Origin of the sequence: Undibacterium sp. Rencai35W (assembly GCF_049340185.1) — a bacterium.
Taxonomy (GTDB): domain Bacteria; phylum Pseudomonadota; class Gammaproteobacteria; order Burkholderiales; family Burkholderiaceae_D; genus Undibacterium.
The window spans coordinates 294,972-321,711 of record NZ_JBMPPC010000003.1 but is presented as its reverse complement, the minus strand read 5'-3'; the positions used below and the strand labels follow the sequence as shown (position 1 = coordinate 321,711).

General features: G+C 49.6%; 22 protein-coding genes and 2 tRNA genes. 14 read left to right on the top strand and 10 right to left on the bottom strand.

The genetic code is table 11. The features are described 5' to 3' along the window. The first annotated feature begins 196 nt into the window (after positions 1-196). Entirely contained in the window at positions 197-1,966 is a 1,770-nt protein-coding gene (locus tag ACO0K3_RS08525; protein ID WP_422983653.1) for a DUF1800 domain-containing protein, read from the top strand. A 13-nt stretch (positions 1,967-1,979) separates the two neighbouring features. Continuing rightward, complete coding sequence (locus ACO0K3_RS08520) at positions 1,980-3,425, top strand: DUF1501 domain-containing protein (protein WP_422983651.1); 1,446 nt, start codon at positions 1,980-1,982, stop codon at positions 3,423-3,425. Between the two features lie 54 nt (positions 3,426-3,479). Here ACO0K3_RS08520 and ACO0K3_RS08515 read toward each other — a convergent pair whose 3' ends face one another. Next, a complete protein-coding gene (locus tag ACO0K3_RS08515) occupies positions 3,480-4,412 on the bottom strand; it encodes a glutaminase (protein ID WP_422983649.1) in 933 nt (310 codons plus the stop codon). 192 nt (positions 4,413-4,604) lie between these two features. Here ACO0K3_RS08515 and ACO0K3_RS08510 point away from each other — a divergent pair, with 192 nt between their 5' ends. Both ACO0K3_RS08510 and ACO0K3_RS08505 read left to right on the top strand, forming a co-directional pair. Next, positions 4,605-5,318: a hypothetical protein gene (locus ACO0K3_RS08510; RefSeq protein WP_422983647.1), complete on the top strand. Its 714-nt coding sequence runs from the start codon at positions 4,605-4,607 to the stop codon at positions 5,316-5,318. Between the two features lie 47 nt (positions 5,319-5,365). After that, complete coding sequence (locus tag ACO0K3_RS08505) at positions 5,366-6,064, top strand: substrate-binding periplasmic protein (protein ID WP_422983645.1); 699 nt, start codon at positions 5,366-5,368, stop codon at positions 6,062-6,064. A 67-nt stretch (positions 6,065-6,131) separates the two neighbouring features. On the opposite strand, the gene dcd is transcribed toward ACO0K3_RS08505, so the two are convergent. From dcd to ACO0K3_RS08480, 5 genes are all read right to left on the bottom strand, one after another. Continuing rightward, positions 6,132-6,698 (bottom strand): dCTP deaminase, encoded by a 567-nt coding sequence (gene dcd, locus ACO0K3_RS08500; RefSeq protein WP_422983643.1) that lies wholly within the window; start codon positions 6,696-6,698, stop codon positions 6,132-6,134. A gap of 138 nt (positions 6,699-6,836) precedes the next feature. Then, positions 6,837-7,865 (bottom strand): XdhC family protein, encoded by a 1,029-nt coding sequence (locus tag ACO0K3_RS08495; RefSeq protein WP_422983641.1) that lies wholly within the window; start codon positions 7,863-7,865, stop codon positions 6,837-6,839. A gap of 169 nt (positions 7,866-8,034) precedes the next feature. After that, entirely contained in the window at positions 8,035-10,173 is a 2,139-nt protein-coding gene (locus ACO0K3_RS08490; protein WP_422983639.1) for a molybdopterin cofactor-binding domain-containing protein, read from the bottom strand. A gap of 10 nt (positions 10,174-10,183) precedes the next feature. Then, a complete protein-coding gene (locus ACO0K3_RS08485; protein ID WP_422983637.1) occupies positions 10,184-10,651 on the bottom strand; it encodes a (2Fe-2S)-binding protein in 468 nt (155 codons plus the stop codon). A 564-nt stretch (positions 10,652-11,215) separates the two neighbouring features. Further along, complete coding sequence (locus ACO0K3_RS08480; RefSeq protein ID WP_422983635.1) at positions 11,216-12,097, bottom strand: DUF1653 domain-containing protein; 882 nt, start codon at positions 12,095-12,097, stop codon at positions 11,216-11,218. Positions 12,098-12,400: 303 nt separating this feature from the next. Here ACO0K3_RS08480 and ACO0K3_RS08475 point away from each other — a divergent pair, with 303 nt between their 5' ends. From ACO0K3_RS08475 to ACO0K3_RS08445, 7 genes are all read left to right on the top strand, one after another. Then, the gene (locus ACO0K3_RS08475) at positions 12,401-13,678 is read left to right on the top strand and encodes an MFS transporter (protein ID WP_422983633.1); all 1,278 of its coding nucleotides are present in this window, start codon (positions 12,401-12,403) and stop codon (positions 13,676-13,678) included. 182 nt (positions 13,679-13,860) lie between these two features. Next, on the top strand, positions 13,861-16,125 hold the full coding sequence (locus ACO0K3_RS08470) for an OPT family oligopeptide transporter (protein ID WP_422983631.1): 2,265 nt from the start codon (positions 13,861-13,863) through the stop codon (positions 16,123-16,125). Positions 16,126-16,541: 416 nt separating this feature from the next. Continuing rightward, a complete protein-coding gene (gene pcp, locus ACO0K3_RS08465; RefSeq protein WP_422983629.1) occupies positions 16,542-17,255 on the top strand; it encodes a pyroglutamyl-peptidase I in 714 nt (237 codons plus the stop codon). Positions 17,256-17,424: 169 nt separating this feature from the next. Next, positions 17,425-17,703 carry a DnaJ domain-containing protein gene (locus tag ACO0K3_RS08460; RefSeq protein WP_422956020.1) on the top strand — a complete coding sequence of 93 codons (279 nt, stop codon included), beginning with the start codon at positions 17,425-17,427 and terminating at the stop codon, positions 17,701-17,703. Then, complete coding sequence (locus ACO0K3_RS08455; protein WP_422983627.1) at positions 17,700-18,278, top strand: hypothetical protein; 579 nt, start codon at positions 17,700-17,702, stop codon at positions 18,276-18,278. Before ACO0K3_RS08460 ends, ACO0K3_RS08455 begins: the two co-directional genes overlap by 4 nt. Positions 18,279-18,283: 5 nt before the next feature. Then, positions 18,284-19,051, top strand: coding sequence for a hypothetical protein (locus ACO0K3_RS08450; RefSeq protein WP_422983625.1), 768 nt, complete (start codon positions 18,284-18,286; stop codon positions 19,049-19,051). Between the two features lie 54 nt (positions 19,052-19,105). Next, positions 19,106-20,317, top strand: a complete 1,212-nt coding sequence (locus ACO0K3_RS08445) for a hypothetical protein (RefSeq protein WP_422983623.1) — start codon at positions 19,106-19,108, stop codon at positions 20,315-20,317. A 358-nt stretch (positions 20,318-20,675) separates the two neighbouring features. Here ACO0K3_RS08445 and uvrB read toward each other — a convergent pair whose 3' ends face one another. Beyond that, positions 20,676-22,790 (bottom strand): excinuclease ABC subunit UvrB, encoded by a 2,115-nt coding sequence (gene uvrB, locus ACO0K3_RS08440; RefSeq protein WP_422983621.1) that lies wholly within the window; start codon positions 22,788-22,790, stop codon positions 20,676-20,678. Positions 22,791-22,911: 121 nt separating this feature from the next. Between uvrB and ACO0K3_RS08435 the strand changes: the two genes are divergently transcribed. The 3 genes from ACO0K3_RS08435 (at position 22,912) to ACO0K3_RS08425 (ending at position 24,472) form a co-directional block, all read left to right on the top strand. Continuing rightward, positions 22,912-24,126 (top strand): aromatic amino acid transaminase, encoded by a 1,215-nt coding sequence (locus ACO0K3_RS08435; RefSeq protein WP_422983619.1) that lies wholly within the window; start codon positions 22,912-22,914, stop codon positions 24,124-24,126. A gap of 130 nt (positions 24,127-24,256) precedes the next feature. After that, positions 24,257-24,332: transfer RNA gene (locus tag ACO0K3_RS08430), tRNA-Asn, on the top strand. A 64-nt stretch (positions 24,333-24,396) separates the two neighbouring features. After that, positions 24,397-24,472: transfer RNA gene (locus ACO0K3_RS08425), tRNA-Asn, on the top strand. Between the two features lie 149 nt (positions 24,473-24,621). Here the strand turns inward: ACO0K3_RS08425 and ACO0K3_RS08420 are convergent. The 3 genes from ACO0K3_RS08420 to ACO0K3_RS08410 form a co-directional block, all read right to left on the bottom strand. Then, entirely contained in the window at positions 24,622-25,482 is an 861-nt protein-coding gene (locus ACO0K3_RS08420; protein ID WP_422983617.1) for a class I SAM-dependent methyltransferase, read from the bottom strand. A 403-nt stretch (positions 25,483-25,885) separates the two neighbouring features. Further along, entirely contained in the window at positions 25,886-26,257 is a 372-nt protein-coding gene (locus ACO0K3_RS08415) for a MerR family transcriptional regulator (protein ID WP_422983615.1), read from the bottom strand. An 8-nt stretch (positions 26,258-26,265) separates the two neighbouring features. Further along, on the bottom strand, positions 26,266-26,679 hold the full coding sequence (locus ACO0K3_RS08410) for an integration host factor subunit alpha (RefSeq protein WP_422956028.1): 414 nt from the start codon (positions 26,677-26,679) through the stop codon (positions 26,266-26,268). Positions 26,680-26,740 lie beyond the last annotated feature (61 nt).

Below are 26,740 nucleotides of genomic sequence, written 5' to 3'. Positions count from 1 at the left end.
ATTTATTACACTTCAAGAGTTTCTCGACACAAAGTTTTACCCTTAATATGTTAATTCGAGTGCCGTGATATTGATTGCTGTCTGCTGTATCGATGCGATAAATCAACGGTGTGACAGCGTAGTCAGGCCAGTCATGCTGTAAAACTACTCAATATCATTTTGCCTAAGTGTTGCTAAAACCTCGCGGAGAGAAATAATGTCGTCCAGTCTGATCAGAATTTTTGTTATTACATCGATCATCGCGTTATTGGCGTCATGTGGCGGTGGTTCCGGCGGCTCTTCCGGTGCGGTTGCCAGTGGCAGTACCGGTAGTACGAATCCAACCCCGACGCCGACGCCGACGCCAGATCCTGTCGTACCATTGACGTCAACGCAGGCAGCAAGGTTCCTTGGCCAGACCACTTTTGGCGTAACAAGTGACGACATCAACAAAGTCGTTGCCAGTGGTTACGGTAGCTGGATCGATACACAATTTAATGCACCGCAAAAAATGCACCGTAGCTATATGGATACGATTAGTGCGACTTTGCCTACAGGTACATCACTTAGCCAAAACCAATTCTTTGAGTCGTTCTGGCAACAAGCTATTACAGGAGACGATCAATTGCGTCAAAGGGTCACGTATGCTCTGTCGCAGATATTTGTTGTGTCGTTCCAAGATAGCACTGTCAATAATTATCCTCGCGGCGTAGCCTCCTACTACGACACATTGGCCAGCGGTGCCTTTGGAAATTTTCGTGTACTCCTGGAAAATGTCTCGCTTCATCCCATGATGGGAATTTACCTGACATCCCTGCGTAACCAAAAGGAATCTGGAACGCGTGTCCCGGACGAGAACTATGCCCGGGAAGTGATGCAGCTTTTCACGATCGGCCTGACACAACTAAATCAGGACGGCACACCTAAACTCAATAACGGCAAACCACTGGAAACCTATTCCAATGCAGACATTACCGGCCTGGCAAAAGTATTCACAGGATGGAGTTGGGCTGGCCCAGATAAAAGCGATAACCGCTTCTTTGGTGGTAATGCAGATCCCGACCGGGACTGGAAGCCTATGCAGAGTTATCCCAAATACCATTCAACTTCCGACAAAACATTTCTGGGAGTGACGATACCCGCTCAAACAGCAGCCAATCCTGAAGCCAGTTTAAAAACTGCTTTAGACCAACTCTATAATCATGAGAATGTCGGCCCTTTTATTGGAAAACAGTTAATTCAACGTCTGGTCACAAGCAATCCAAGCCCGCAGTATGTATCACGGGTTGCCGCCGCGTTTGCTAATAACGGACAAGGTGTTCGTGGCGATATGAGGGCTGTCATCAAGGCAGTGTTATTGGATACAGAGGCTAGAACAGATGCCAGTGCTACAACAACAAGTGCAGGAAAACTACGTGAGCCTGTTCTACGTTTAGCCAACTGGATGAGGTCATTCAGTGCAAAATCAACGACGACACGATTCCTACTGACTAATCTGGATGATCCACTGAGCGCGATCAGCCAGACTCCGATGCGGTCGCCTACCGTATTTAATTTTTACCGCCCCGGTTACGTACCACCAAATACCACGATTGCCAGTGCCAATCTGGTTGCACCGGAATTTCAAATTACAGGCGAGACGTCGGTGGTCGGCTATCTCAATTTCATGCGTGACGTGATCCCTAATGGTGTAGGCTCATCAAGTGGTGTTGTCCAGAGCGGTAGTACCTCAACACGCGACGTCAAGGCTGACTACACAAACCTGATCGCCCTGGCAGATACGCCCGACAAATTACTGGATCAAATCAGCCTGCTACTCACCGCAAATCAGATGAGCGCAACGCTACGTAATCAGATACTGACTGCCGTAAATTCGGTTGCAATACCGACCAACAGCACGACTAATGCCGATGCGGCCAGAAAAAATCGTGTCTATCTCAGTATCTTCCTGACGATGGCATCACCAGAATACCTGACGCAAAAATAATCCGGAGAATAAGATGACTTCTAAAATTAATGCGTCACGCCGCGAGTTTCTGCGTATGTCCTCAGCCCTGTCCGTCGTGGGCGCTGCCGGTGCGCCTTTTGCGCTGAATCTGGCAACCATGGCGTCAGCAGCCGCACAAACTGTACCGAACGACTACAAGGCATTGGTCTGCCTGTTTATGTTTGGTGCGAATGATCATGCGAATACCGTGTTAGCAACCGACAGTACATCCTGGTCACAATATTTGTCGGTACGCACGACTAACGAAGCTGGTTCAATTGCTTTGCCCGCCGTCGGTACAGCTGGCGGTGTTCTTCCTATCACGCCAAATTCGACGCAAGCAGGACGTACGTTTGCTTTGCATCCAAGCATGACTGAGTTAAAAAGCTTGTTCGACAACGGTCGTGCGGCGGTTATCAGTAACGTCGGACCTCTGGTCGTACCAACGACACTCGCCCAATACAAAGCCGCCAGTGTGCCGCTTCCACCGAAACTATTCTCACACAACGATCAGCAATCACTCTGGCAAGCCTATGCACCCGAAGGCGCCGCTTATGGCTGGGGTGGCCGCATGGGTGACTTAATGGCAGCCAATAACAGTAATCCGATTTTCACGTCGATTTCTGCTTCCGGTAATGCCGTATTTCTGGCGGGCAGAACGGTCAATCAATATCAGGTCAATGCATCCGGCGCAGTGCCGATTGGCGGCCTCAGCGGCGCCTTATTCGGATCCAGTGCCGGTGCCAATCCTTTAAAAGCAATCATCACCGCAGATTCACCACATTTACTTCAGAAAGAACATGCCGTCGTTACCAGTCGCTCCATCAATGCGCAAAGTTTGCTCAGTCCATCGATGGCACCGGCAGGTGGCACCGGCGTTCCTAATCCAACTCAATACACGAACCCCAACACCGGTGCACTCGCGACCAACTCACTAGCAGTTCAATTGCAAACTGTCGCGCGGATTATTGCGGGACGCAGTGCATTGGGCGCGAAGCGTCAGGTGTTTTTTGTCAGCATGGGCGGCTTCGATACACACGATTTCCAGCGGACCTCACAAGCGGATTTGCTAGCAAAAGTGTCGCACGCAATTGCCTATTTCGATGGTGTTATGGGGAACCTGCAGGGTGCTGACGTGCGTAACTCAGTCACTCTATTTACCGCATCTGACTTCGGTCGTACCTTCACGAGTAACGGCGACGGTACCGATCATGGATGGGGCTCTCACCATTTTATTGTCGGTGGCGCAGTCAAAGGTAAGGACATCTATGGCACCTTCCCTGTCACCGGTCTCAAACATGACCAGGACGTAGGTTCCGGAAGTTTATTACCGCAATTCTCAGTAGATCAATATGGTGCAACGCTGGCAAATTGGTTTGGTCTTAGCACCACACAAATCAACGACGTATTCCCGAATATTACAAACTTCACCAATCGTAATCTAGGATTCATGACCTGAAATTCATAAGCTGGAATTCGTCAGAAAAATCTTAAGTACAGGTATGGATTTTCACTAAAAAATTGAACGTGCTGTCAAGGTTGTAAAACGTTCCAACGCATAGGTACCAGCCAGCGAATTACCGGTCGGATCTAAGCCCGGGGACCAGACTGCGACAGCGAGTTCTCCCGGCACCAGCGCCAGAATGCCGCCGCCAACACCACTCTTGGCAGGTAAACCAACCCGGTATGCAAAATCACCCGCGGCGTCATAAGTACCGCAAGTCAGCATCAAGGCATTCAGACGTTTCGCCGAGCTCGCATCAAGAATCTGCTGACCGCTCCAGGGAATCGTTCCATGTTGAGACAGAAAGCTTCCTGCTTTAGCCAATTCCGCACATGTCATCGTGATAGAACATTGACGGCAATAACTATCGATCACCGTCTTCACCGGATTATGCAGATTTCCAAAATCCTTCATCAGATGCGCAATCGCATAATTTCTATGCGCAGTCTCACGCTCTGACTGAGCGACCGTCACATCAAAATCGATATCCAGCTGATCCGCAATCAAACGTGCAAACTGCAAAATCGCAATATCTGACTGAACAAAACGACTGGATAAAATATCATTGATCACCAACGCACCAGCATTAATGAAGGGATTGCGCGGTTTGCCACGCTCGTATTCGAGCTGCACCAGAGAATTAAATGGACTACCAGATGGTTCACGGCCAACACGAGTCCAGATCGCATCGCCCTCTCGTGAAAAAGCCAGCGCCAGCGCAAATAACTTCGTCACACTCTGCAATGAAAACTTCACTCCAGCAGCACCAATCGAAAACTGACGCCCGTCAAGACAATACACCGCCATTCCGAACTGCTGAGGTGACACTTTGGATAATTGCGGAATATAACTCGCAACTTTGCCTTGCGATAACAGTGGCTGCACTTCGTGATAAATCGTGCTCAGAATATCTTGATAATCAGGTGAATGAATGGCGGGCATAGCTTCTCAAATCTGGAACGGGCACACAGATTAGCATATGAACAAGAGCCTGTTAAGAATCACTCATTTCGTGAACCAATTGCCACAGTTCTGACAGTCTAAGAAATAAAGAAGCCTGGCAATGCCAGAATGCGCATCACAAGCCTTTCTCAAAATGATAAAGTGAAGCATTAGCGTATCGACTTACCTCCAATGAACTACAGCCCGTCACTCCATCGCTCCTCACTGGCATTGGCCTTATTTGCGACACTTACGTCAGGCTCACTGATATCGGTGCAAGCGCAGACAATGTACCGGTGCGGCAGCGTCTTTCAGGACAAGCCTTGTGAAAACGGTCAGCAAAAAGTCATTGGCACCATCAAAACGCCAGGCCCATCAGACAAACCGGCATTAGACCTGAGCTGTACCCGTCGCGGTGAAGAGGCAAAAAAAATCATCTGGATGCGTGAGGGCGGCGCATTACAAGATAAATTAATGGCAGAAGCCAGTACCAGTGAGCGCCGCAAACTGATCGCAGATGTGTATGCCATCCGTGGCAATTCCGGCGACGTCAGAAGTGCCATTGAAAATGACTGTATGGCTGAAAAAGCACGGGCACAGCAATTTGGCACCAGAATAGATGAAGATATACCGGGTCAGGCACGTGCTGCCACCCAGCGGGCAACCGCAAACGCAGAGCAGGACAAGCCAATTAGTAATACAAACGACACAACAAATACAACGAATGCTGCGTCACGCAAACGCATGCAATGTGATTTGCTCAAAAACCAGTTAGCCACTGCCCGGCTCGATCAAAAATCCGGCGGTAGCGCTGGCACCATGGACACTCTCAGCCAACAGCGTCGCAATACCGAGAACGAATTAAAATCATTAGGCTGTGACTCCTCGCAGCGAGCGCTTCAGTAGGTCTGTTCTTGATGAGACAGTGCCGACAATTCACCGCTCTGCGATTCATGCTCATCATAGCGATCTTGTTTGCACGTTTGCTCAACGCAGACGCAGCGGAACTGATCGTCATGCAAAAGGAGGAACTACAGCAAAAATCTTCCTCTACACCATCGCCCTTGCGCTTTCAAGCCGCACTAGGTCAAACCCTGGCAGAACAAATGAATCGTAAGGTCAGATATCTCGATTTGCCGCGCAAACGTTTTGCTGAGGCGCTAGAGGCAGGCGAAGGCGATATTCTGTGCGGCTATTTACCAGATTGGCTACCAGGCGCCTTTGACTGGAGCAAACCCTTCCTGCCAGTAGCAGAAATTGTGGTCACGGCAAAACGGGCAAAGAAACCCGCAAGCATACTTGAACTCAAAGGGCAAAGAATTGGCACCTTAATCGGCTTTGTCTATCCTGATCTGGAAAAAGCTTTGGGTGAAAACTTTATACGTGATGATGCACCATCGATAGAATCCTCTATGCGTAAATTAGCGACAGGCCGCTTCGACCACGTAGCCACTACGGCAGCGGGTCTGCATTCACAGACCATGCAAAAAGATTTTTCGCTGCCATTGCATGCACCACTAACCATCAAAGAATTCAAAACACAATGTGCCATTTCAAAGAATGGCAATGTGAAGGCAGACGAGGTAAATAAAGCAATAGACACCATTCTCAAGAATGGTAAATTGATAGATTTAATTCAGCACTATCACTGAAAAAACAAAGTATAAAAACCGAAAAACATGCCAGCACAATTACTGATTACTGGCATGTTTATTTAGATCAGGCCTTAGGCAAGGTAACGCCGTGCTGTCCCTGATATTTACCGCCGCGATCCTTATAGGATGTCTCGCAAATCTCATCACTCTCAAAGAATAAGACCTGAGCACAACCCTCACCTGCATAAATCTTTGCTGGCAACGGTGTCGTATTAGAGAATTCCAGCGTCACGTAGCCTTCCCACTCAGGCTCAAACGGCGTCACGTTCACAATGATGCCGCAACGGGCATAAGTCGACTTACCCAGACAAATCGTCAGCACACTGCGAGGAATACGGAAGTACTCCATGGTTCTGGCCAGCGCAAATGAATTGGGCGGAATGATGCAAACATCCCCTTTAAAATCCACAAAGGATTTTTCGTCAAAATTCTTAGGGTCAACAATTGTGCTGTTGATATTTGTAAAAATTTTAAACTCATCCGCACACCGAATATCGTAACCATATGAAGAGGTGCCATAGCTGACAATTTTCTCTTCGCCGCGAGTACGAACCTGACCAGGCTCGAAAGGCTCGATCATGGCGTGCTCTTGCGCCATGCGGCGTATCCATTTGTCTGATTTGATGCTCATATTCTCTACCTTAGTGAAAGGTTTCTTCTTTGCTGAATCAGCAGAAGAGCCTTTGTTTGATTTTGGGTAAGATTTTACGCGAATTTGTTATGAAAATTCGATTTTTAACCGTATCGTGGACGTCAACAAACCGTAAAGCTAAGGTAATTCCACTCCACAAGCAGGTACCGTTGCAGTCTGAGATGCAACTTCTTTCGCATATTCCACCTGCACCTCAACTGGCAGATGAATATTATTTTTTACGGCAGTCAGTTCGGCAAGGATAGAGATTGCTATTTCTGCGGGGGTTTTGCTGCCTATATATAGGCCGATCGGTCCGTGTAGTTTTGCCAGCTCTGAGTCTGTTACGTCGAATTCTTTCAGCCGTTCGCGGCGTTTAGCGTTATTGGATCTGGATCCGATGGCACCGACATAAAACGCGTCTGACTTCAGTGCCTCCATTAAGGCGAGGTCGTCCAGTTTGGGATCATGGGTCAGCGCAACAACCGCACTACGACTATCTAATTGCATTTCGATAACCAGATCATCCGGCATTGCATGGACGACTTGGACGCCATCGACTTGCCAACCTTTCCTGTATTCCTCACGAGGATCACATACCGTCACGTGGTAATCCATCCCTACGGCGATGCTAGCCAGAAAGCGCGACAATTGTCCTGCGCCAATGATGAGCAGGCGCCAGCGCGGACCATGTATGGTCGTAAGTGCAGTGACGGAAATCTGCAAGCTCATACCAGAACTGGCCTGATCAAGCCGGACTTCTCCTGTTTGCAAATCGAGCCGGCGTGCAACGAGCTGATGCGCACTCAGGCGCTCCAATAACTCCTTAATCCGGCTTTGTGGGGATAAGGGCTCTAAAGCGAGCTGGATGGTTCCGCCACAAGGCAGACCAAAACGATGAGCCTCATCGGCGGTAATCCCATAAGTGACTATGTCAGGCAAGGTTCTTTGTATGCCTTCGTTTCTGACCCGCTCGATCAAATCGTCCTCAATACAACCGCCCGAGACTGATCCGACTACCTGCCCGTCTTCGCAGATGGCCAGCATTGCGCCTTCGGGACGCGGACTGGAGCCCCAGGTTTTAATCACTGTCACCAGCTGGCATTTCAGCCCTGCTTGTGTCCAGCGATTGCATGCTTTGAGGACTTCTAAATCGATGCTATCCATAATTACTCAAGCAGATACCGCAGTATTGATGCGGCTTACAGGCCAAAAAGGCGCTGTAAGCCGCATCAATACTACGTGGTTAAAGTTGGAAACTTCTAAAAATTCCACATACGAAGTGTTCAGAAAAAACGCTCCCGGGAGTTTTACAGAGAGCGTTTTTACGACATCATCATGCCTTGGCGATTTTCTCCGGGGTCAGAGGCAAACTGCGCAAACGCTTGCCGGTCGCGGCGAATAAAGCGTTTGCTACCGCAGGTCCGATCAGTGCCGTTGCCGGCTCACCGATGCCGCCAGGTTTTTCGTTACTCTGAACCAGCGTGACATTGATCTTTGGCATTTCATTCATGCGCAAGACCGGATAGTTGTGAAAATTAGTTTGCTGAACCCGGCCATCAATCAGCGTAATATCACCATACAAAGCCGCGGTGAGACCAAACGCAATACTTGATTGAATCTGTGCCTCGACCGTATCCGGATTAACCATATGGCCAAGATCAGCGACGACAGTGACTTTATGCACTTTGATCTCGTTTGCTTTATTGACTGAGATCTCAGCAATTTGTGCCATATAGGTATCGTAGCCTTCCATCAGCGCGATGCCATGCTTGTGTCCAGCCGGCAAAGGTTTGCCCCAGCCTGCCTTGGTAGCAGCCTGCTTCAGTACATTCGCGAAACGTGGCTGCTTATCGAGCAAGGACATGCGATAGCTGTATGGATCCTTACCGGCAGCCTTGGCCATCTCATCGACAAAACTCTCGTTCGGGAAAGCATTCAATGCATGACTTACCGAGCGCCAGTAGCCAACACGCAAACCCGCATCATGGATAAACATATCTTGCGTCATGTTCGGGATGTCATACGGTACGACAGAGGCTTCCGCCATGAACGGATCCAGCGTATCTTTCGGCAAACCAAAAGCGCGCTGCGTTACCGATTGCGACGTCAGTTCAAACTTCAGTCCAACCGGCTTGCCACTCGCGTCCAAACCAGCTGACAAACGATTTAAAGCCATAGGACGATAAAAATCATGGGTCGTATCATCTTCGCGAGTCCACAATAATTTGACCGGCTTGCCGACGGCTTTCGAAATTTGCGCTGCCTGTACGATAAAATCCAGCTCCAGGCGGCGACCAAAGCCACCGCCAAGGAAAGTAGTTTTTAGCGTGATGTCTTCAGGCTTAATCGCCAGTGCAGCAGCCACTGCGCCTTGCGCACCTTGCTGGAATTGCGTCGGCCCGATCAGCAAACATTTACCATCTTTAAAATCCGCCGTAAAGTTCATCGGCTCCAGCGTGGCATGTGCTAACAAGGGTGAGCTATATTCAGCTTGCACCATTTTCGCCGCACCTTTGATCGCGGCATCAACATCACCACCGGTCTTCTTGATATTGATTTTTTTACCGGTCGCCGCTGCCGCGCGAATGCCGTCCATCATATTGGCATTATTGATTTTAGCGACGCTACCTTCATCCCATTGCACGACTAAAGTTTCACGAGCTTTTTTGGCTCGCCAGTAGCTGTTTGCAACCACCGCGACACCATCGGGGATTTGCACCACATCGATCACGCCGGGCATACTGCGTGCCTTGGTCGCATCAACACTTTTTACCGTGCCGCCAATCACCGGACATTGCTCTAGTGACGCATACACCATTCCTGGCAAGCTCACGTCAATACCGTATTGGGTTTTGCCATTGACTTTATTCGGTGTATCAAGACGCTTGGTCGCTTTGCCGATGATCTTGAAATCTTTAGGATCTCTCAGAACGACATCCTTAGGCACCGGCAATTTAGAGGCGGCAGCGGCTAATTCACCATAGCTGGCTTGCTTGCCATCCGGCCCCTTGACGATCCCGTTGGCGGTCGTCAGTTTACTGGCATCGACACCCCATTTTTGGGCTGCTGCAGATACCAGCATCATGCGGACCTGAGCACCGCCAATACGCAGCTTTTCCCAAGCATCACGTACGGAAGTCGAGCCGCCGGTGATCTGTGCGCCTAACAATGCATTCACATACACGGCATCTGGCGGTGCAATATCGACCTTGATTTTTTTCAGATCAACGTCGAGCTCTTCTGCGATCAGCATTGGCATGGATGTATAGACACCCTGCCCCATTTCAGATCGCGCAGAGATCAACGTAATCGTATTGTCGTCAGCAATATGTACCCAGGCATTTGGCGTGTACACCGTACCGGCGGCCTGAGCTTCGCTCACACCCACTGCGGCAGGTAGGCTGATTCCCATCATCAGTCCACCACCAGCCAGCACCGAAGTTTTAAGGAAATCACGTCTTGTCGTTGTCATGGCGCGCTCCTTAAGCTGATTTACGCATTTCGGCAGCGGCAGACTTAATCGCGGCACGAATACGGTTGTAGGTACCACAGCGGCAGATATTGCCACTCATGGCGTTATCGATATCAGTATCGCTAGGATTTTTGTTCGCAGCGAGCAAGGCTGCGGCACTCATCAACTGACCTGACTGGCAGTAGCCGCATTGCGGCACATCATGCGCGATCCAGGCTTTTTGTAATACGTGCGTATTGTCGGCAGACAGCGATTCAACCGTGGCGATTTTTTTACCCGCAACCGCGGAAACAGGTGTCTGGCATGAGCGAATCGGTACACCGTCAAGATGTACGGTACACGCACCGCACAATGCGGCACCACAACCGAATTTGGTTCCGGTCAGACCAAGTTCATCACGAATCACCCAGAGCAGCGGCGTGTCCACCTCAGAACTTGACGATACTGACTTGCCATTAATATTAAAACCGATACTCATCTTTGTCTCCCTGATTGTATTTTGTGTCAATTTGACCCGTTTTTAGCACGGCACCGCTACGACTGATTCACGCCTTTTACAACTATCTACAACGCATACTGGATTTTTACTGAAACTACTTATCTCTTACAGGAAGGAAAGCATCAAACGGCCCGTTGACTTCCAATTCCGCGAATTTCTTTTGCCCTTCAGCCACGCTCATCTGTTCAGTCAGCATATTCAATATTGCCTTGAAAGAACATGCCTGCTCGTTCAATAAGAACAGCCCTAGGCGCATTTTTCAACATAGAAGTTTCTGATAGAAAGTAAAGAAGAAGACCAGTAAGATTTTTTATTCTCGCACGTTTTGCCTTTGTCTGATTGTGCGCAGAAAAAGACGTAAATTTATCTCGGAGTCTGACAGGACTATAGCGATTCATCTAGCGAAAAATCTTCATCTATTCTGCGGAAAAACAGCGCGCCTATTTCTGATGCCGCAGTCGGCTAATCATACGAACAAACACGATGTAACGAATGCTAACAAATACTGATACTGATGCTGGCCAGCATACAATACCCATTATGTCAGCAACTGCCCTCGTCGATCAGAGCAAATCTCGGCGTCATCACGCCATCCAGATCGACCTCTTCAAAAAACACCTCTCGGTTACGCGTCCAGACACTGCCATTTTGAGAGCGATACACTATGACGGGTGTCAAATCCGCCTCATGGGTTGCCTCGCAGATAAACTCATAGACACCGCCCTTGTAGTGCCGATAGCGCTTGACGGCAGGAATCGCGTTTGACTGGTTGGCAGATTCAATTATTCCGGGAGATTTCAAGACGGGTTTTGCCGTGAGTTTTTTGAGATATGCCGGTACCTTGGCAGCAGTCAGTTTGTTAATTTCTTGCAGCAAGCGCGGATCAACGTGATGGATGCCATAATCCTGATGCAATTTTTCCGCGATACGCAGTAACAGATACGCAGATACTTCGGCATCCGCCTCTGCTCTGTGCGCTGCACCATGGAAGCGGATACCTAAATCCGATGCCAGTCGCCCCAGCGAATAACTACTCAATCCGGGAAATACCCGGCGCGACAATTTAACCGAACAAACAACGCCGTCATAACTTGGCCACAATCCCAGACGATCACTTTCCGCCTGTAAAAATTTTTCATCGAAGCTGGCGTTGTGCGCTGCCAGGGTATCGCTTCCGATGAACTCGACCAACTCTGGAATGACCTCCGATGCAGGCGGCGCTCTGTTGACCATCGATTGTGTGATGCCGGTTAATTCTGTAATGAACGGGGAGATACGGATATTGCAATTGACGAGTGAGACGTAACGGTCAACGATCTGGTCGCCCATGATACGTAATGCAGCGACTTCAGTGACACGCCCGCCTTGTTCGGGACTCATGCCGGAGGTTTCAAAATCCAGCATGACGATCGGTTTTTCAAACATTTTTTTACCTGCTTTCGGGAACTAATTTTTTGCTCTGGACTCCATCTTTTAAGACAAAAATCTGTGTAAGATGCATGAGCTGATTCGCTCATTGTAAACCGCGTCATGATTCGCGTGATTCTGATTGTGCTGGGACAGTCAGTAAGCAATTGGTGAATAATCGTTGGCGACACCACAAAGCACACTCAGTCGCCAGTGCAAACATACTGAACAACACACCTAAAAAAATAAGCCGTCAGGCGTCAGGCAATCGCCTGATCAGCATGTGCAGTAGCTCCACAAGATGCACTGCAACGATAAAAAATGATAAAAAACTTGCTCGACAAATTCACGCTACACCCTAAAGATCTGCTGCGTGACCTTGTCTATCGTCGCCTCTGGACATCGATTCTGATCAGCTCATTTGGGGCACAAGTCACCATGCTCGCGCTGCCGTTGACAGCGGCCGTCCTGATGCATGCGAGTCCGACACAAATGGGCATCCTGACTTTCATGGAAACACTCCCCTTCGTCATCCTGTCGCTGCCATCGGGTGTATGGCTAGATCGGGTACGCAAGTTGCCGGTGTACTTTGTCGGCGAAACCTTGCTGGCGATTGCCGTTGCCAGCGTTCCTCTGGTCTGGTGGCTGGGCTCGCTGACGATGGTCTGGTTGTATATGGTCGGCTTCGTCATCGGCGCAGTCAATACGACTGCGGGTACGGCGGCGCAGATTGTACTGACGCAGATCGTGCCGAGAGAACGCCTGATCGAGGCGTATGCAAAAAATGCGCTGGCGACCTCAGGAGCGGAGGTCGCGGGCCCTGCAGCCGCTGGCGGACTGATCAATTTGATGGGTGCGCCATTGGCTTTGTTAACTGACGCTTTTTTACTATTGAGTTCAGCCGGTATTTTGCGCGGCATTCATGTGAATGAAATTCGTCCGGTCAGAGCAGATGCACATTTTTGGCGCGACCTGAAAGCTGGCGTCAGTTTCGTTTCCAACAAACGACTCCTGATTGTGCTGGCCCTGACAGTCGGCGGCTGGCAGCTTTGCTACAACGCAGCGCTGGTGGTGCAAATTCTGTTCGCTACCCGGCTATTGGGATTATCCGAGCAGGCGGTGGGTCTGAGTTATATGGGGATGGGCGTAGGCACAGTGATCGCCAGTATTTATGGCAACCGGATTAGCCGGAGCATGGGTCCCGGTCCCTGTATGGTCGTAGGAATCGCCATCTGCGGCGTGGGCTGGTCTCTACTCGCCATTGCACCACTGAATCATTGGGGCATCGCCGCATTTGGTTTTATGCTGATTTGTTTCTCGATCGGCGGCGTCCTGATTTTTATTAATTTTCTGGCTCTGCGTCAGGCGGTGACACCGGAACCGATGCTGGGGCGCATGACATCGACGATGCGCTGGCTGATTTTACTGCCTGCTGGTCCTGGTGCACTGATCGGCGGCTGGATGGGCGAGCACCTGGGATTGCGATATTCACTGGGATTTGCAGGAATCAGTGCGTTGATCCTGACAGTCCTGGCATGGCGCAATCCCATCATCCGTGGCATCACGGTGTTGCCAAATTTAAACAGGCACGACGCCTAAACCCCTGTCTGCACCTCGTTCTCCGCTGCGCCCATTGCGCCGCGGAAGGAATTCACCGCATAATGCCCGATTAGCAAACAATCTACGCTCACAAGCAATGACTATTGCTGACTACGACCTCATCACGGCCAGCGGCACACAATGCTGCCAGCTTACTTTTGACTAAACACAAGGTACAACAAATGCCAAAAGAATTGTCATCAACCGCTTCGAAGCCCGCATTCAAGCCCTATATTCCCGCTTCGGCCAATCTCCCTGAACTGAGCGTCCGTGCTCTGATAATGGGCGTCATACTCGGTATGATCTTCGGTGCATCGTCGCTGTATCTGGTATTGAAAGTCGGCTTGACGGTCAGTGCGTCTATTCCGGTTGCGGTGATCGCGATCACGCTGTTCCGCCTGACACAAAAACTTGGGGGTAAAGACTCCACGATTCTTGAGAATAATATTACCCAGACCGCTGGCTCTGCCGGCGAGTCGATTGCGTTTGGTCTTGGCGTGACCATGCCAGCGATCCTGATTCTGGGTTTTGATCTGGAAATCTGGCGCGTCATGCTGGTCGGTGTACTCGGTGGTTTACTCGGCATCTTGCTGATGATCCCGATGCGTCGCGCCCTGATTGTCGAACAGCACGGCATATTGAAATACCCGGAAGGCACTGCCTGCGCTGAAGTCTTAAAAGCCGCCGCAGACCAGAGCTCACGCGAAGCCGCCGGTGAAGCAAATAACCCTAACGCCCATGCAGAAGCAGCAAAACGCGCGAAAATCATTTTCGGTGGTTTTGCCGTTGGCCTGATCTACAAAATCGCCAACGTCGCCCTGCGCGGCTGGAAAGATACGCCAGAAGCGACGTTTGGCGCGCCTCTCAAAGCCGGTTCTATCGGCGCTGAAATCTCTCCTGAATTGCTCGGTGTAGGCTACGTCATCGGACCACGTATCGCGGCCACCATGGCTGCCGGCGGCGTGATGTCGTATCTGTTGCTGATCCCGATGATCAAATTTTTCGGTGATGCGCTGAGTGTGCCGGTCAGCCCAGGCACCAAACTCATCAGCGAGATGAGCCCTGGTAACATCCGCAGTGCCTACATTCTCTACATCGGCGCCGGCGCTGTGGCTGCTGGTGGCCTGATCAGCCTGTTGCGTGCGATGCCAACGATCTGGCGCAGCCTGACCGCCGGTTTGTCTGGCATGCGCAATACCGCCAGTACTGTGCAGTCCACTTTGCGAACAGATAAAGACATTCCGATGAAGTGGGTGGTTATCGGTGCGCTGACAATTATCGCTATCATCACAGCTGCCACGCCATTGCACATGAATTTCCTCGGTGCGATCCTGATTCTGGTATTTGGCTTCCTGTTTGCAACTGTGTCCTCCCGCCTCACAGGAGAAATCGGTTCATCCTCCAATCCTATTTCTGGCATGACTGTCGCCACTCTGCTATTCACTTGCCTGATTTTCCTGATCATGGGCTGGACTGGCGGTCAATACTACGTCACCGCCTTATCGGTCGGTGCGATTGTCTGTATCGCTTCCAGTAACGCTGGCTCTACTTCACAAGACTTGAAAACCGGTTATCTGGTGGGTGCCACGCCACGTCTGCAACAGTTCGCGATTCTGGCTGGCGCGCTCACATCGGCTCTCATCCTCGGCCCGATCCTGTTGAAGCTGAACGAGAGCGCAACGACCTTCGTACCTGCCGCGCAAGTTGCCCCTAACCTGACCACAGACGCCACCAAGCTCAGCAGCACCATGCAACTCAGCGGTCCGCAAGCCGATAGCGACAAAGCCACCTATAAAGTCTGGCAAAAGAGCGATGCCGTCGGCGGTCCTGCAGGGAAATATCTGGTCGATCAGACTGGCAAAGTCGTCTACATGGTGGACCCGGGCATCAACGGCACCTACACAGATTTGCCAGATGGCACCAAGGTCAAAAAATTTGACGCACCGAAAGCTGTCTTGATGTCCTATATCATCAAAGGGATCCTGGATCAGCAATTGCCTTGGACCCTGGTCATCTTCGGCGTGATGATTGCCATCATCCTGGAAATGGCTGGCATTCCGTCACTGGCATTCGCTGTCGGCGTCTATCTGCCGCTGTCCTCTTCAGCACCATTGTTTGTCGGCGGCATGATCCGCTGGCTGGTCGATCGCCGCAATAACAAACTCGAACATAATAAGAACCTGACGGAAGAAGAAAAACAAGCAGCTGGCGACAGCAGCTCCGGCGTATTGCTGTCGTCCGGCTATATTGCCGGTGGCGCACTGGCAGGCATTGTCATCGCTTTCAGCGCCGGTATTCTGACGAACTTCGACAAGTCACTGAATGACTGGGCAACAGCGAACAATCCATTCTTCGAAGGCGTCAACGCCAACGCGCTGTCGATGATCCCGTATGCCTTAATCGTCTTGCTGCTCTACTATGTAGCACGTGAAAAGAAACCTGCTTAAAACGGATATCACAATCCAGTCCTCAAACAGAGATTCATTGGATTCTTTGTATGATCGGAATAAAAAAAGCGTAAACTAAAAAAGAGCTTAAACGTCTACCGCGTTTAAGCTCTTTTTTTCTGATGACGGATTATTGACCCCGGTTTTATCTATACCAGGACTTATACAAAAAATACAAATTGCTTATCACCTTAGATATTGGATCCGCAAATTGGATGCGGCTCCCAGGGGCGTTTTGTGCCAACAGGTGCATTCTGCTTACGAATTCATTTTGTATCGATACTCGCTGAAAGACAGTGCTCCTGCTTTTCTGATTGTCTTTCTCTGTGCCTAAGTATCTCCGTGGTGAGAGGTTGTGGTTTTTGTTTTTGTTTTTGTTTTTGTATCAGTCCCAGATTTATCCTGAGAAAGTCACCATGACCAAAGCCAAAGCATCTCCTGCACACATCCTGGTGACCGGGTTTGAGCCCTTTGAGCACCAGACGATTAATCCCTCGTGGGAAGTTGCAAGTGCCTTGGATGGCTGGCAATGTAACGGTTTGACTGTCATAGCGCGCCAGCTCCCCTGCGTATTTCATGAGGCAATCAGCGATCTGCAACAGGCGATAGACGATATTGCCCCCACAATCGTTATCTGTCTTGGGCAGGCAGGCGGCAGGCCGGACATCTCACCTGAGCGGGTCGCAATCAATGTTGATGACGCCCGGATCCCTGACAATGCAGGCCAACAACCGATTGATCACGTCATCATTGCCGGGGCACCGGATGCCTATTTTTCTACCCTGCCGATCAAAGCAATCGTGCGCCAGATGAATGATGCCGGTATTGCCGCCTCGGTCTCCAACACCGCAGGCACGTTTGTCTGCAACCATGTCTTCTTCGGACTGATGCATATCATTGGGCAGAAAAACCGCCCATCCAGAGCAGCAAAAAAACGAGCTCCGGTACGCGGTGGCTTCATCCACCTTCCCTACTTATCGACGCAAATTATGGCCAGCACGACTACACTGGGTATAGCTAGCATGCCCAGCATGTCCCTGGACGCGATGATCAAAGGCATACAGACAGCCATCAAGACCACACTCGACACCACCACCGATCTTGTTGAAACAGGTGGTCAGCTCCACTAACTATCCGACAACGAACCTAGCCAGGGTACAAATCCGGCCAGGGCCAGCTAAAACCCCGCTAAAACAGGGTTACCCGGCAAAAATGGTATGATGTAGGGTTATTTACCAGAGGTGATTTATTGTGTCCCGCGGGACATACTGGCACCCACCTTACCCAACACGAGATTGCATGAAAGATTACTATTTTGTTCTTGGGATCGCGACCACTGCGACACTAGCCGAGGTAAAAAAAGCTTTCCGTCAAAAGGCCGCTGAGTTCCATCCGGACCGCAACAGCTCAGCCCTGGCGCCACAAAAATTCCACGAATGCAAAGAAGCCTACGACGTCTTATCCGATGAAGCAGCACGCACTGCTTATGATGAAAACCGTCGTCGTAATTTGCTCGATGATCCGCTGGAAACTGCCAGCGAAATCTGGAAAAATTATTTATCAGGAGTATTGCAGTGAAGCTTTCCCAGTATTTTCAAGAACTTCAGTCGGTATATGACGCCGAGCTGGAAGATTTAACCAGTGATTCCGAAGGTAAGGATATTTTGCGACATCGGCTGAAAGAAAAACGCGAACAAGTACCATTTTTATTGCCGATGATGAAGAGCAATCCCGAAATGGTCGCGGTCGCCTTTCACGATGCATTTAAATATCTCAATCCTTTAAAAATCGAATTATTGCTGTCCAAGCCCCTGCAACAACTAACGCCCTGGGCTGAGCTATCCAAGCATTTGCGCTTAGAGGCGTGGGCAGAAAGCTTGAGCAAAACTGTACTGCAACATGCCGATGGCGAACAATTTATGGTGATTGCTGCCGCGCTCGAGTACCTGAACAAGAGCAAATTATCACGCGCAAGCAGTCCATCCGTAGCAGATGATGATCAGGATGACGAGTCCGAGCACGAAGACGATGGCGTACATGACGTACACGGTGTACGCAACGACATGGATGACGGCGACAGCGAAGATGGCTACGATCTGGAAGAAGCAGGCGCAGACTTTTTGGCAGAACAAGGCTTTGACCGTAAGGACTAATGAAGATGGACAATACAAAAATGCATTACCCGGCACTGATTGCAGCACAAAATCTGGTCAAAGTCGGCGATATCGTCGGTGCAGAATCGGCACTAGCGACACTCGCAGAAACCGAAGGCGACAAAGCCCTGGTTGCTGCGCTGGATGAATTTCCGGCCAAAGATTTGCTGGCGATTATCCGCGAATACGATGCATCAAAAGAATCGCTGGTGAACCTGCTGGTGACGCCGGAACAATTCGCCCAGGCCGTCGTGCTGGAACGTCGTTATGGCGACCAGACGCATGAACAATTACGCAGCATGGTCAACTCCGTGATCTTTCGCGAAGGTGGCGATCCGGCAGAATTTTTGTACGAGATTGCCGAAGTCGACGGCGGCTACGATGCGCTGGTTGACTACCTCTATGACCGAGTGGAAATGGTTGAGCATTTTTATCGCTATGCGACATTCGACCTGTTTCACTACGGTGACGATGCCAAGGTCCAGGCGATTGACGACGACCTGATGAATCTTAGCCGTGATGAAGAACCGCGTGGCGCCTCATCAGACATGGCAAATCTGGTCGATCACGACTGGATGGAAGTCACCTACCTGCTGCGCTATGAATTGCCAGAAATTTTCCGCGAAGTGATGATGAAGCTGCGCGCCCGCTACAAAGCCAGCCTGCAATTCGCCGCGGCCGAACTGGCTGAGGAGGATGAAGATGACGAGCAGGACAAGCCAAACAATGATGATGGCGATGACAAGGATGATGACGAAGAGTCTGCGCTTTAACCGGTAGCTGCGCACGATTCAGGCACGTTCATTTTCTTAATTTAATAGAAATCTATGTCAGACAATTCATTTCAAGTCGCCACCGTAGACAATCGCTCTTTTTTTGAAAGCGCGTTGCGCTACGGCGTGCAGCAAGGTCTCATCACACCCGAAAAAATCACTGCGATCGAGAATGAAGCCCCCAAAGGCATGGTACAAATCGCTGAAGCCTTTGGCAGTAAATATCTACGACCAGAAATCGACATGGCGCAAAAACGTATCGTCAATCTGGTCAGCCTATACCTGAAGCAAACCACGCAAAGTGACCTTGCTCTGGCGGCCAAGATGATCGCTGACAATACCTTCTTGACCCTGTCACGCGGCGGCTCAGGTTTACTCAAAGCGCTGTTCGCCATGCCAGAATATGCGCTGCTCGGCAGAGAAGAAAAAGGTCGTGTTGAAGATTTTCTAGATATCTGGTCACGCAAAGACGGTGATGCCGATTACCTGAATGTACTCGCACAACGTCAGGCGAATGCAGTGGAGATCGCTGCGGCGTACTGGTTTGGCGATCAGTTGGATGTCTCACGCTCCTCATTGCAAGAGCAAGATGCGGATGCCGGCTCAGTCATCCGTACCGCCATGCTGCTACGCATTCTGGGCAAATCTGACGAAACTTTAGTCAATCAGGTCGAGTTTGCCAAGCTGGTTGATGCAGTACGTAAAAAAGGAAAAATCAACAAACGAAGCAAAGACTCGCTCGACGCCATACCAGACGATTATCAAGCCATCGCCGAGCGGATTTCGCAAGAAATTCAAGCCCATGATTTACCCAAAATCCTGAATACCGCCATGCCTCTAGATACGGTCGTGTTTGAACTCAAGGACCGTTATTTCATCCGCGATTACGAGATGGAAGATACGTCCGAATATGATGCGCTGGTGTCGAAAGAATGGACAAAGCTCACTAAAGGCAAGACCGATGTCTACGCCCTGCTCACCCTGTTTTTTTGTATCGCCGCAGGTGGCACGCCAAAGACCGTCATCACGGAAGCCAACGCCAGGACGCTGGTCAAAAAAGTTCGCAAAGATGGTTTCCATCCCGACATCGCCATCGACTTCATCAACAATGCAGCACCGCATGAAAAGCAAGAGAGTCTGCTAGAAGAATGGGCTGATTTCGTACAAGAAGCCGACACTTATCTGCTCGACGATTGGGACAACACCTTTAGCGGCGCGCTGCGGTTTCTGGACAAGCATTGCGATATTGAAAAGTCGAAAAAATAAGTAATTTCTGTATCTTCACATATTGAAATATTTACATAGTCAAACAGCCTCCCGCAATGTCTGTGCGGCTTTCAGAGGCTTTTTGGTCTAAGAGGCGCACAAACATTGCGTAGACTTTTCGGAAATTTCTAAAAAACTCCCATTAAAAATTACACCCATTGGGCCTACGCAAAAACCAAGAGCTCTCACCAAAGAGACACTGAAGCACTGAGGCACTAAAGCGCAGAGAATAGACAGGAGTATGCCATTCCATCGAGTATCGCCCTCAGAGTTTTCAGAAACTCTCTATGGAAAATTTCTAAAAACCCTGTCTGCAGAGAACCCATTCTCTGATGTAGCGCAAGTTCGACTGAATTGATTATTTTGGATTCAGCGTCAACACATTGTCACTGCCACCGGCACCAAATACCAATTCTTTCACATGCGATAACTGATCGCGGACTTGAGCGGCTTTTTCGAATTCGAGATTTTTGGCGTGATCGAGCATGAGTTTTTCGAGACGTTTAATTTCACGGCTGATTTGTTTTTCGCTCATGACTTCGTAGCGCGCATGCTCCTGAGCGACCTCTAGCTCCTGCTTGGCTTCTTGCGGATTGTAGACCCCATCAATCAACTCTTTGATCTGCTTTTTGATACCGACTGGCGTGATGTTATTTGCCAGGTTAAAGGCAACCTGCTTGGTGCGGCGACGTTCCGTTTCATCCATCGCCCTGCGCATGGAATCGGTGATCTTATCGCCATACAATATTGCCATACCGTTCAGGTTACGCGCAGCGCGACCGATGGTCTGAATCAGGCTGCGCTCTGAACGCAGAAAGCCTTCTTTATCTGCATCGAGGATAGCGACCAGCGAGACTTCAGGAATGTCCAAACCCTCACGCAGCAAGTTAATACCGACCAGCACATCGAATGTTCCTAGACGCAGATCACGGATAATTTCAACCCGCTCCACCGTATCGATATCACTATGCAGGTAACGAACCTTGACACCGTTATCACTCAAAAAATCCGTGAGTTGTTCCGACATACGTTTGGTCAATGTCGTGACCAGAACGCGCTCATTCTTACTGACTCGCAGCGTGATCTCGTTCATCAGATCATCTACCTGAGTCAAGGCGGGACGCACCTCAATCAGCGGATCTACCAGACCGGTTGGCCGCACGACTTGTTCAACCACCTGATCCGCATGTTGCTTTTCATATTCAGCCGGCGTCGCCGAGACGAACACAGTCTGGCGCATCTTGCTCTCGAACTCGGCAAACTTCAGCGGCCGGTTATCAAGTGCGGACGGCAGGCGAAAACCATAGTCAACCAGATTAGTTTTACGTGCTCTGTCGCCGTTATACATACCATTAAGCTGCCCTGTCAGCACATGCGATTCGTCCAGAAACATCAGTGCGTCAGCGGGTAAGTAATCAACCAGTGTCGGCGGCGGATCTCCGGGTTTGGCACCGCTAAGATGGCGCGAATAATTTTCAATCCCTTTAGTAAAACCAATCTCTGCCATCATCTCCAGATCGAAGCGGGTACGCTGTTCGATACGTTGTTCTTCAATGAGTTTATTCTCTTTGCGGAAAAATTCGAGACGCTCGCGCAGCTCTTCTTTAATCGTTTCTACCGCACGCAATACGGTCTCACGCGGCGTCACGTAATGTGATCCGGGATAGACGGTAAAGCGAGGAATTTTTTGTTTGACGCGGCCTGTCAGCGGATCAAACAATTGGAGATTTTCAATCTCATCATCAAACATATCAACGCGCACGGCAAGCTCGGCATGCTCCGCGGGAAAGATGTCGATGGTATCGCCACGAACCCGGAACGTACCGCGTCCAAAATCGATTTCGTTGCGCGTGTATTGCATCTGGATCAGGCGGGCAATCACTTCACGTTGACTGACCTTGTCCTTGGCACGTAAGGTCAGGATCATCTTGTGGTACTCGTTAGGATTACCGATACCGTAAATGGCTGAAACAGTCGCAACGATAATCACGTCGCGTCGCTCCATCAGCGATTTGGTGCAGGACAAACGCATCTGCTCAATGTGTTCATTGATCGCCGAATCTTTTTCGATAAATAAATCGCGCTGCGGTACATAGGCTTCCGGCTGGTAATAGTCGTAGTAGCTAACAAAATATTCCACCGCATTACGCGGGAAAAATTCACGGAACTCGCTGTACAGCTGGGCGGCCAATGTTTTGTTCGGCGCAAAGATAATCGCCGGACGACCGCTGCGCGCAATAACATTGGCCATCGTGTAGGTCTTACCAGACCCCGTTACACCAAGTAAGGTCTGAAAAAACAAACCGTCATTAACGCCTTCAACCAGTTTCGAGATAGCAGTCGGCTGATCACCCGCAGGCGGGAATGGTTGATATAACTGAAACGGCGAATCGGGGAAGCTCACAAACTTCGCTTCGTCCAGCATAGTGGCGTTGCTATTATTTTCAGCAGAAATTGTCGATGCTACAGCCATGAGGCGCTTACCTTTGTTAGAATGGATGGTTGAAATTTAAGGCATTACCAGATTATTACCAATTGGCATTATTCCAACCTCACTGTCAGAAAATTGACGGCTAATTTTTCATATTATCACGATGAACGCTCCTGTTTCTTCCTCCCTGTTCTCCGCCATCGAAATGGCGCCACGCGACCCGATATTAGGCATCACCGAAGGCTTTAACGCAGACAAAAATCCTGCAAAAGTTAATCTCGGCGTTGGCGTCTACTACGATGACAACGGCAAAGTACCTCTGCTGGAATGCGTCAAAAAAGCAGAGGCTATTTTGATGGAAAAATATGCCCCACGCACTTATTTGCCGATCGAAGGTCTGGCCGCATACGATAAAGCCGTACAAGAGCTGGTATTCGGTGCTGATAGCGCTGTTGTTATGGAAAAACGTGCTATCACGGCGCAGGCAATTGGCGGCACAGGTGCATTGAAACTCGGTGCAGATTTTTTAAAACGCTTCGCACCTGATGCGCAGGTCTGGATCAGCGACCCAAGCTGGGAAAATCATCGCGCTTTGTTTGAGTCTGCAGGTTTCGTAGTGAATGCCTATCCGTACTATGATGCCGTCACTAAAGGCGTTAATTTTGACGGCATGCTGGGCGCACTCAAAACTATGGCGGAAGGCTCTATCGTGTTACTGCACGCTTGCTGCCATAACCCGACCGGTGCCGACCTGAACGACGATCAGTGGACAAAAGTGATCCAGGTAGTCACTGAGCGCAAGCTGGTGCCGTTTCTGGATATGGCTTATCAAGGCTTTGGCGACGGCATCGAGTCCGATGGCAAAGTTGTACGCCGCTTCGCTGAAGCAGGTGGTGCGCTGTTCGTCTCCAACTCATTCTCTAAATCTTTCTCCCTGTACGGCGAGCGCGTCGGCGCTCTGAGCATCGCCGCCTCCAGTGCGGAGGAAGCCGCACGCATCATGTCGCAACTCAAACGCGTCATTCGCACTAACTACTCAAATCCACCAACCCACGGCGGACAAGTCGTTGCAACGGTGTTAGCAACACCAGAACTGCGTCAGCTATGGGAAGAAGAACTGGCAGGCATGCGCGTACGCATCCGTGAAATGCGCACGGCGTTTGTTGCAAAACTGAAAGCTCGGGCACCTGCTCACAATTTTGATTTTGTTACGCAACAGCGCGGCATGTTCTCCTACTCAGGCCTGACGAAGGAACAAGTAGAAAAACTGCGCGACAACAACGCTATCTACGCTGTAGACACAGGCCGCATCTGTGTTGCCGCACTCAACAACCGTAATATTGACGCGGTCATCGACGCGATTGCCAACGTGCTTTAAGTAGTCATAAGTAGCCGGTATGAGAGCGGAGTAAGTTGCCGTTTTCGTGCCGGATACCGCGAGCTTAGGCATTTGCCAATAGAAAAATTTTGACAGCTCGGGCAAAAGCGCATATAATCTTTGTCTCTGTTCCCTGATAGCTCAGTTGGTAGAGCGACGGACTGTTAATCCGCAGGTCCCTGGTTCGAGTCCAGGTCGGGGAGCCACAGAATTTGAAGTACGCAGCATCAGCTGCAAAAATAGTTTAACGAAGATCATCATTTCTTCTATTCCCTGATAGCTCAGTTGGTAGAGCGACGGACTGTTAATCCGCAGGTCCCTGGTTCGAGTCCAGGTCGGGGAGCCAAAATATAAAGGTCTGACTAATTTTTTAGTCAGACCTTTTTCTTTATGGCGACAACATTAGTCAATGCCGACGTCATATGCAAAATAAAAAAGAGTGCCAATTGTGGGCATCACTCTTTTTACCGATAAGGCAAAATCATACAGACATTATTAATTTGGCTTAACGAACCTGAGGGTGAAGCGATCACTCTCCCCTATTGCCGCATATGTCTCTTTATCCTTCAAACCTTCGGCATAAGTTGGAGGCAAAGTCCAGACACCTTTCGGATAATCGCTGCTATCTTTAGGATTCGCATTGACGTCACTTTTTGCCAGTAATTTAAATCCAGCTTGCTGAGCCAGCGTAATGACATAATCCTCAGGCAAATAGCCCGAGTCGATGAGTTTAGCGTCGAGCACTTTACCAGCTTTAGCACGATGATCAACAACGCCAAGCACACCACCCGGCTTCAACACGTCGAACATGGCTTTAAAGATGATCGCCTCATTGTGATCGGCGACCCAATTGTGTACGTTACGGAAAGTCAGTACAAAGTCTGCCGAACTTACAGCCCCAAACTGCGGCGCAGATGGGTCAAAACTAATAGTTTGGACTTTGCTATAACGCTCCGGATCCGCTGAAAACTTCTTCTCCTGAGTCGCTTTAACACGATTGTAATAAGTCATCGTGCTAGCCGGTGCTTTTTCACTAGCCGCATTAGCTGCAATGTACTGGCCGCGATCTTTCAGATATGGCGCAAGAATTTCTCCATACCAGGCACCACCACCGGGGGTGATTTCTATGATCCGCGCATCCGCTTTAATACCGAAAAATTCCAGCGTTTGCTTTGGATGACGAAATGGATCACGGGCACGATTCTCATCCGAACGCCAATTGCCATTAATCGCCGCATCCAAACTGTTTACCTCAGCCGCCATTGCGGTTGAATAATGGAATGTGGCGAACATGACCGAACCCAAAATGATCAAACGACGTAATTTTTGTATTGATTGAGATTTCATTGTATTCATTGATTCGCTCCAAATCTTTATAGACTGTGTCGATGCGTGTTTGTTCAATTAATTATTGCGACTCTAGAAAGTGAATAGCAACGGAATTCATCATACGACAGATTAAGAATTCATATCTGAGCACCTGCAACCGAAGCGAGAATGAGGCTGAATGAGGGATACAAGGCGTACGGTGAAGTCATCGCTGCAAGCAACTGGCGAAGGCCATTACCGCTCAGACCAGCAAGCGAATAGTTCGTTCTCAAATTAACTCGCCACATGATTTAACATGAGCATATCGTTCAATGGGCATATCGACATAACTTAGTAGACAGGAGTAAAAAAGCGATGATTGAGTGAACAATCATCGCTTTTTTCATGCTCAGGAGCATCCGGCATGGCGTCAATGAGATGCCTAGTGGCCTTAGCGCTTCAGCAGGGTCAATACAGCATTCAATTCATTACGAATCCGCAAAAAATTAATCGGCGCTACTTCGATATCAGAAACTTCGTCGATGACTGCTGCATGCATATTTAACTTATTACGTGCGCCATTAATCGTAAAACCTTGTTCGTATAAGAGCTCACGAATGCGACGTATCAGTAAAACTTCGTGATGTTGATAATAACGACGGTTACCACGCCGCTTCACGGGTTTTAGTTGAGTGAATTCCTGCTCCCAATAGCGCAGTACGTGCGGCTTGACGCCACACAGTTCACTCACCTCACCAATCGTAAAGTAACGTTTCGCAGGGATGGGAGGCAACACAAACGCGTCTAACTTGATTTCACTCATAAGGGAATTCAGGCTGCATGTGCAAGGGGTTGATTACCAACAGAGTCGACCATACCTTTGAGTTTTTGGCTCGCATGGAAAGTAACTACACGACGTGCGGTAATAGGAATTTCTTCACCAGTTTTAGGATTACGACCGGGGCGCTGAGGTTTATCACGCAACTGAAAATTACCAAAGCCAGACAACTTGACCGCCTCACCTCGCTCCAGCGCATCACGGATTTCGTCAAAGAAGGTTTCCACCATATCTTTGGCTTCGCGCTTGTTCAAACCGACTTGTTCAAACAAGAGTTCTGCCAGCTCAGCCTTCGTCAGAGTTGGCAGCTCTTTTTCCGCTTGTGAGCGCGCTTTGGCTTCTCGCATCGCCCGATTCAAATCTGCATCAAGAACCGATTGCAGTTCTGCGGAAGTCAGATCATTCATTATATTTGTATCCTACTTACTGAAAACATACCCAATCATTTTAAGCTTCTATGCAAAATAT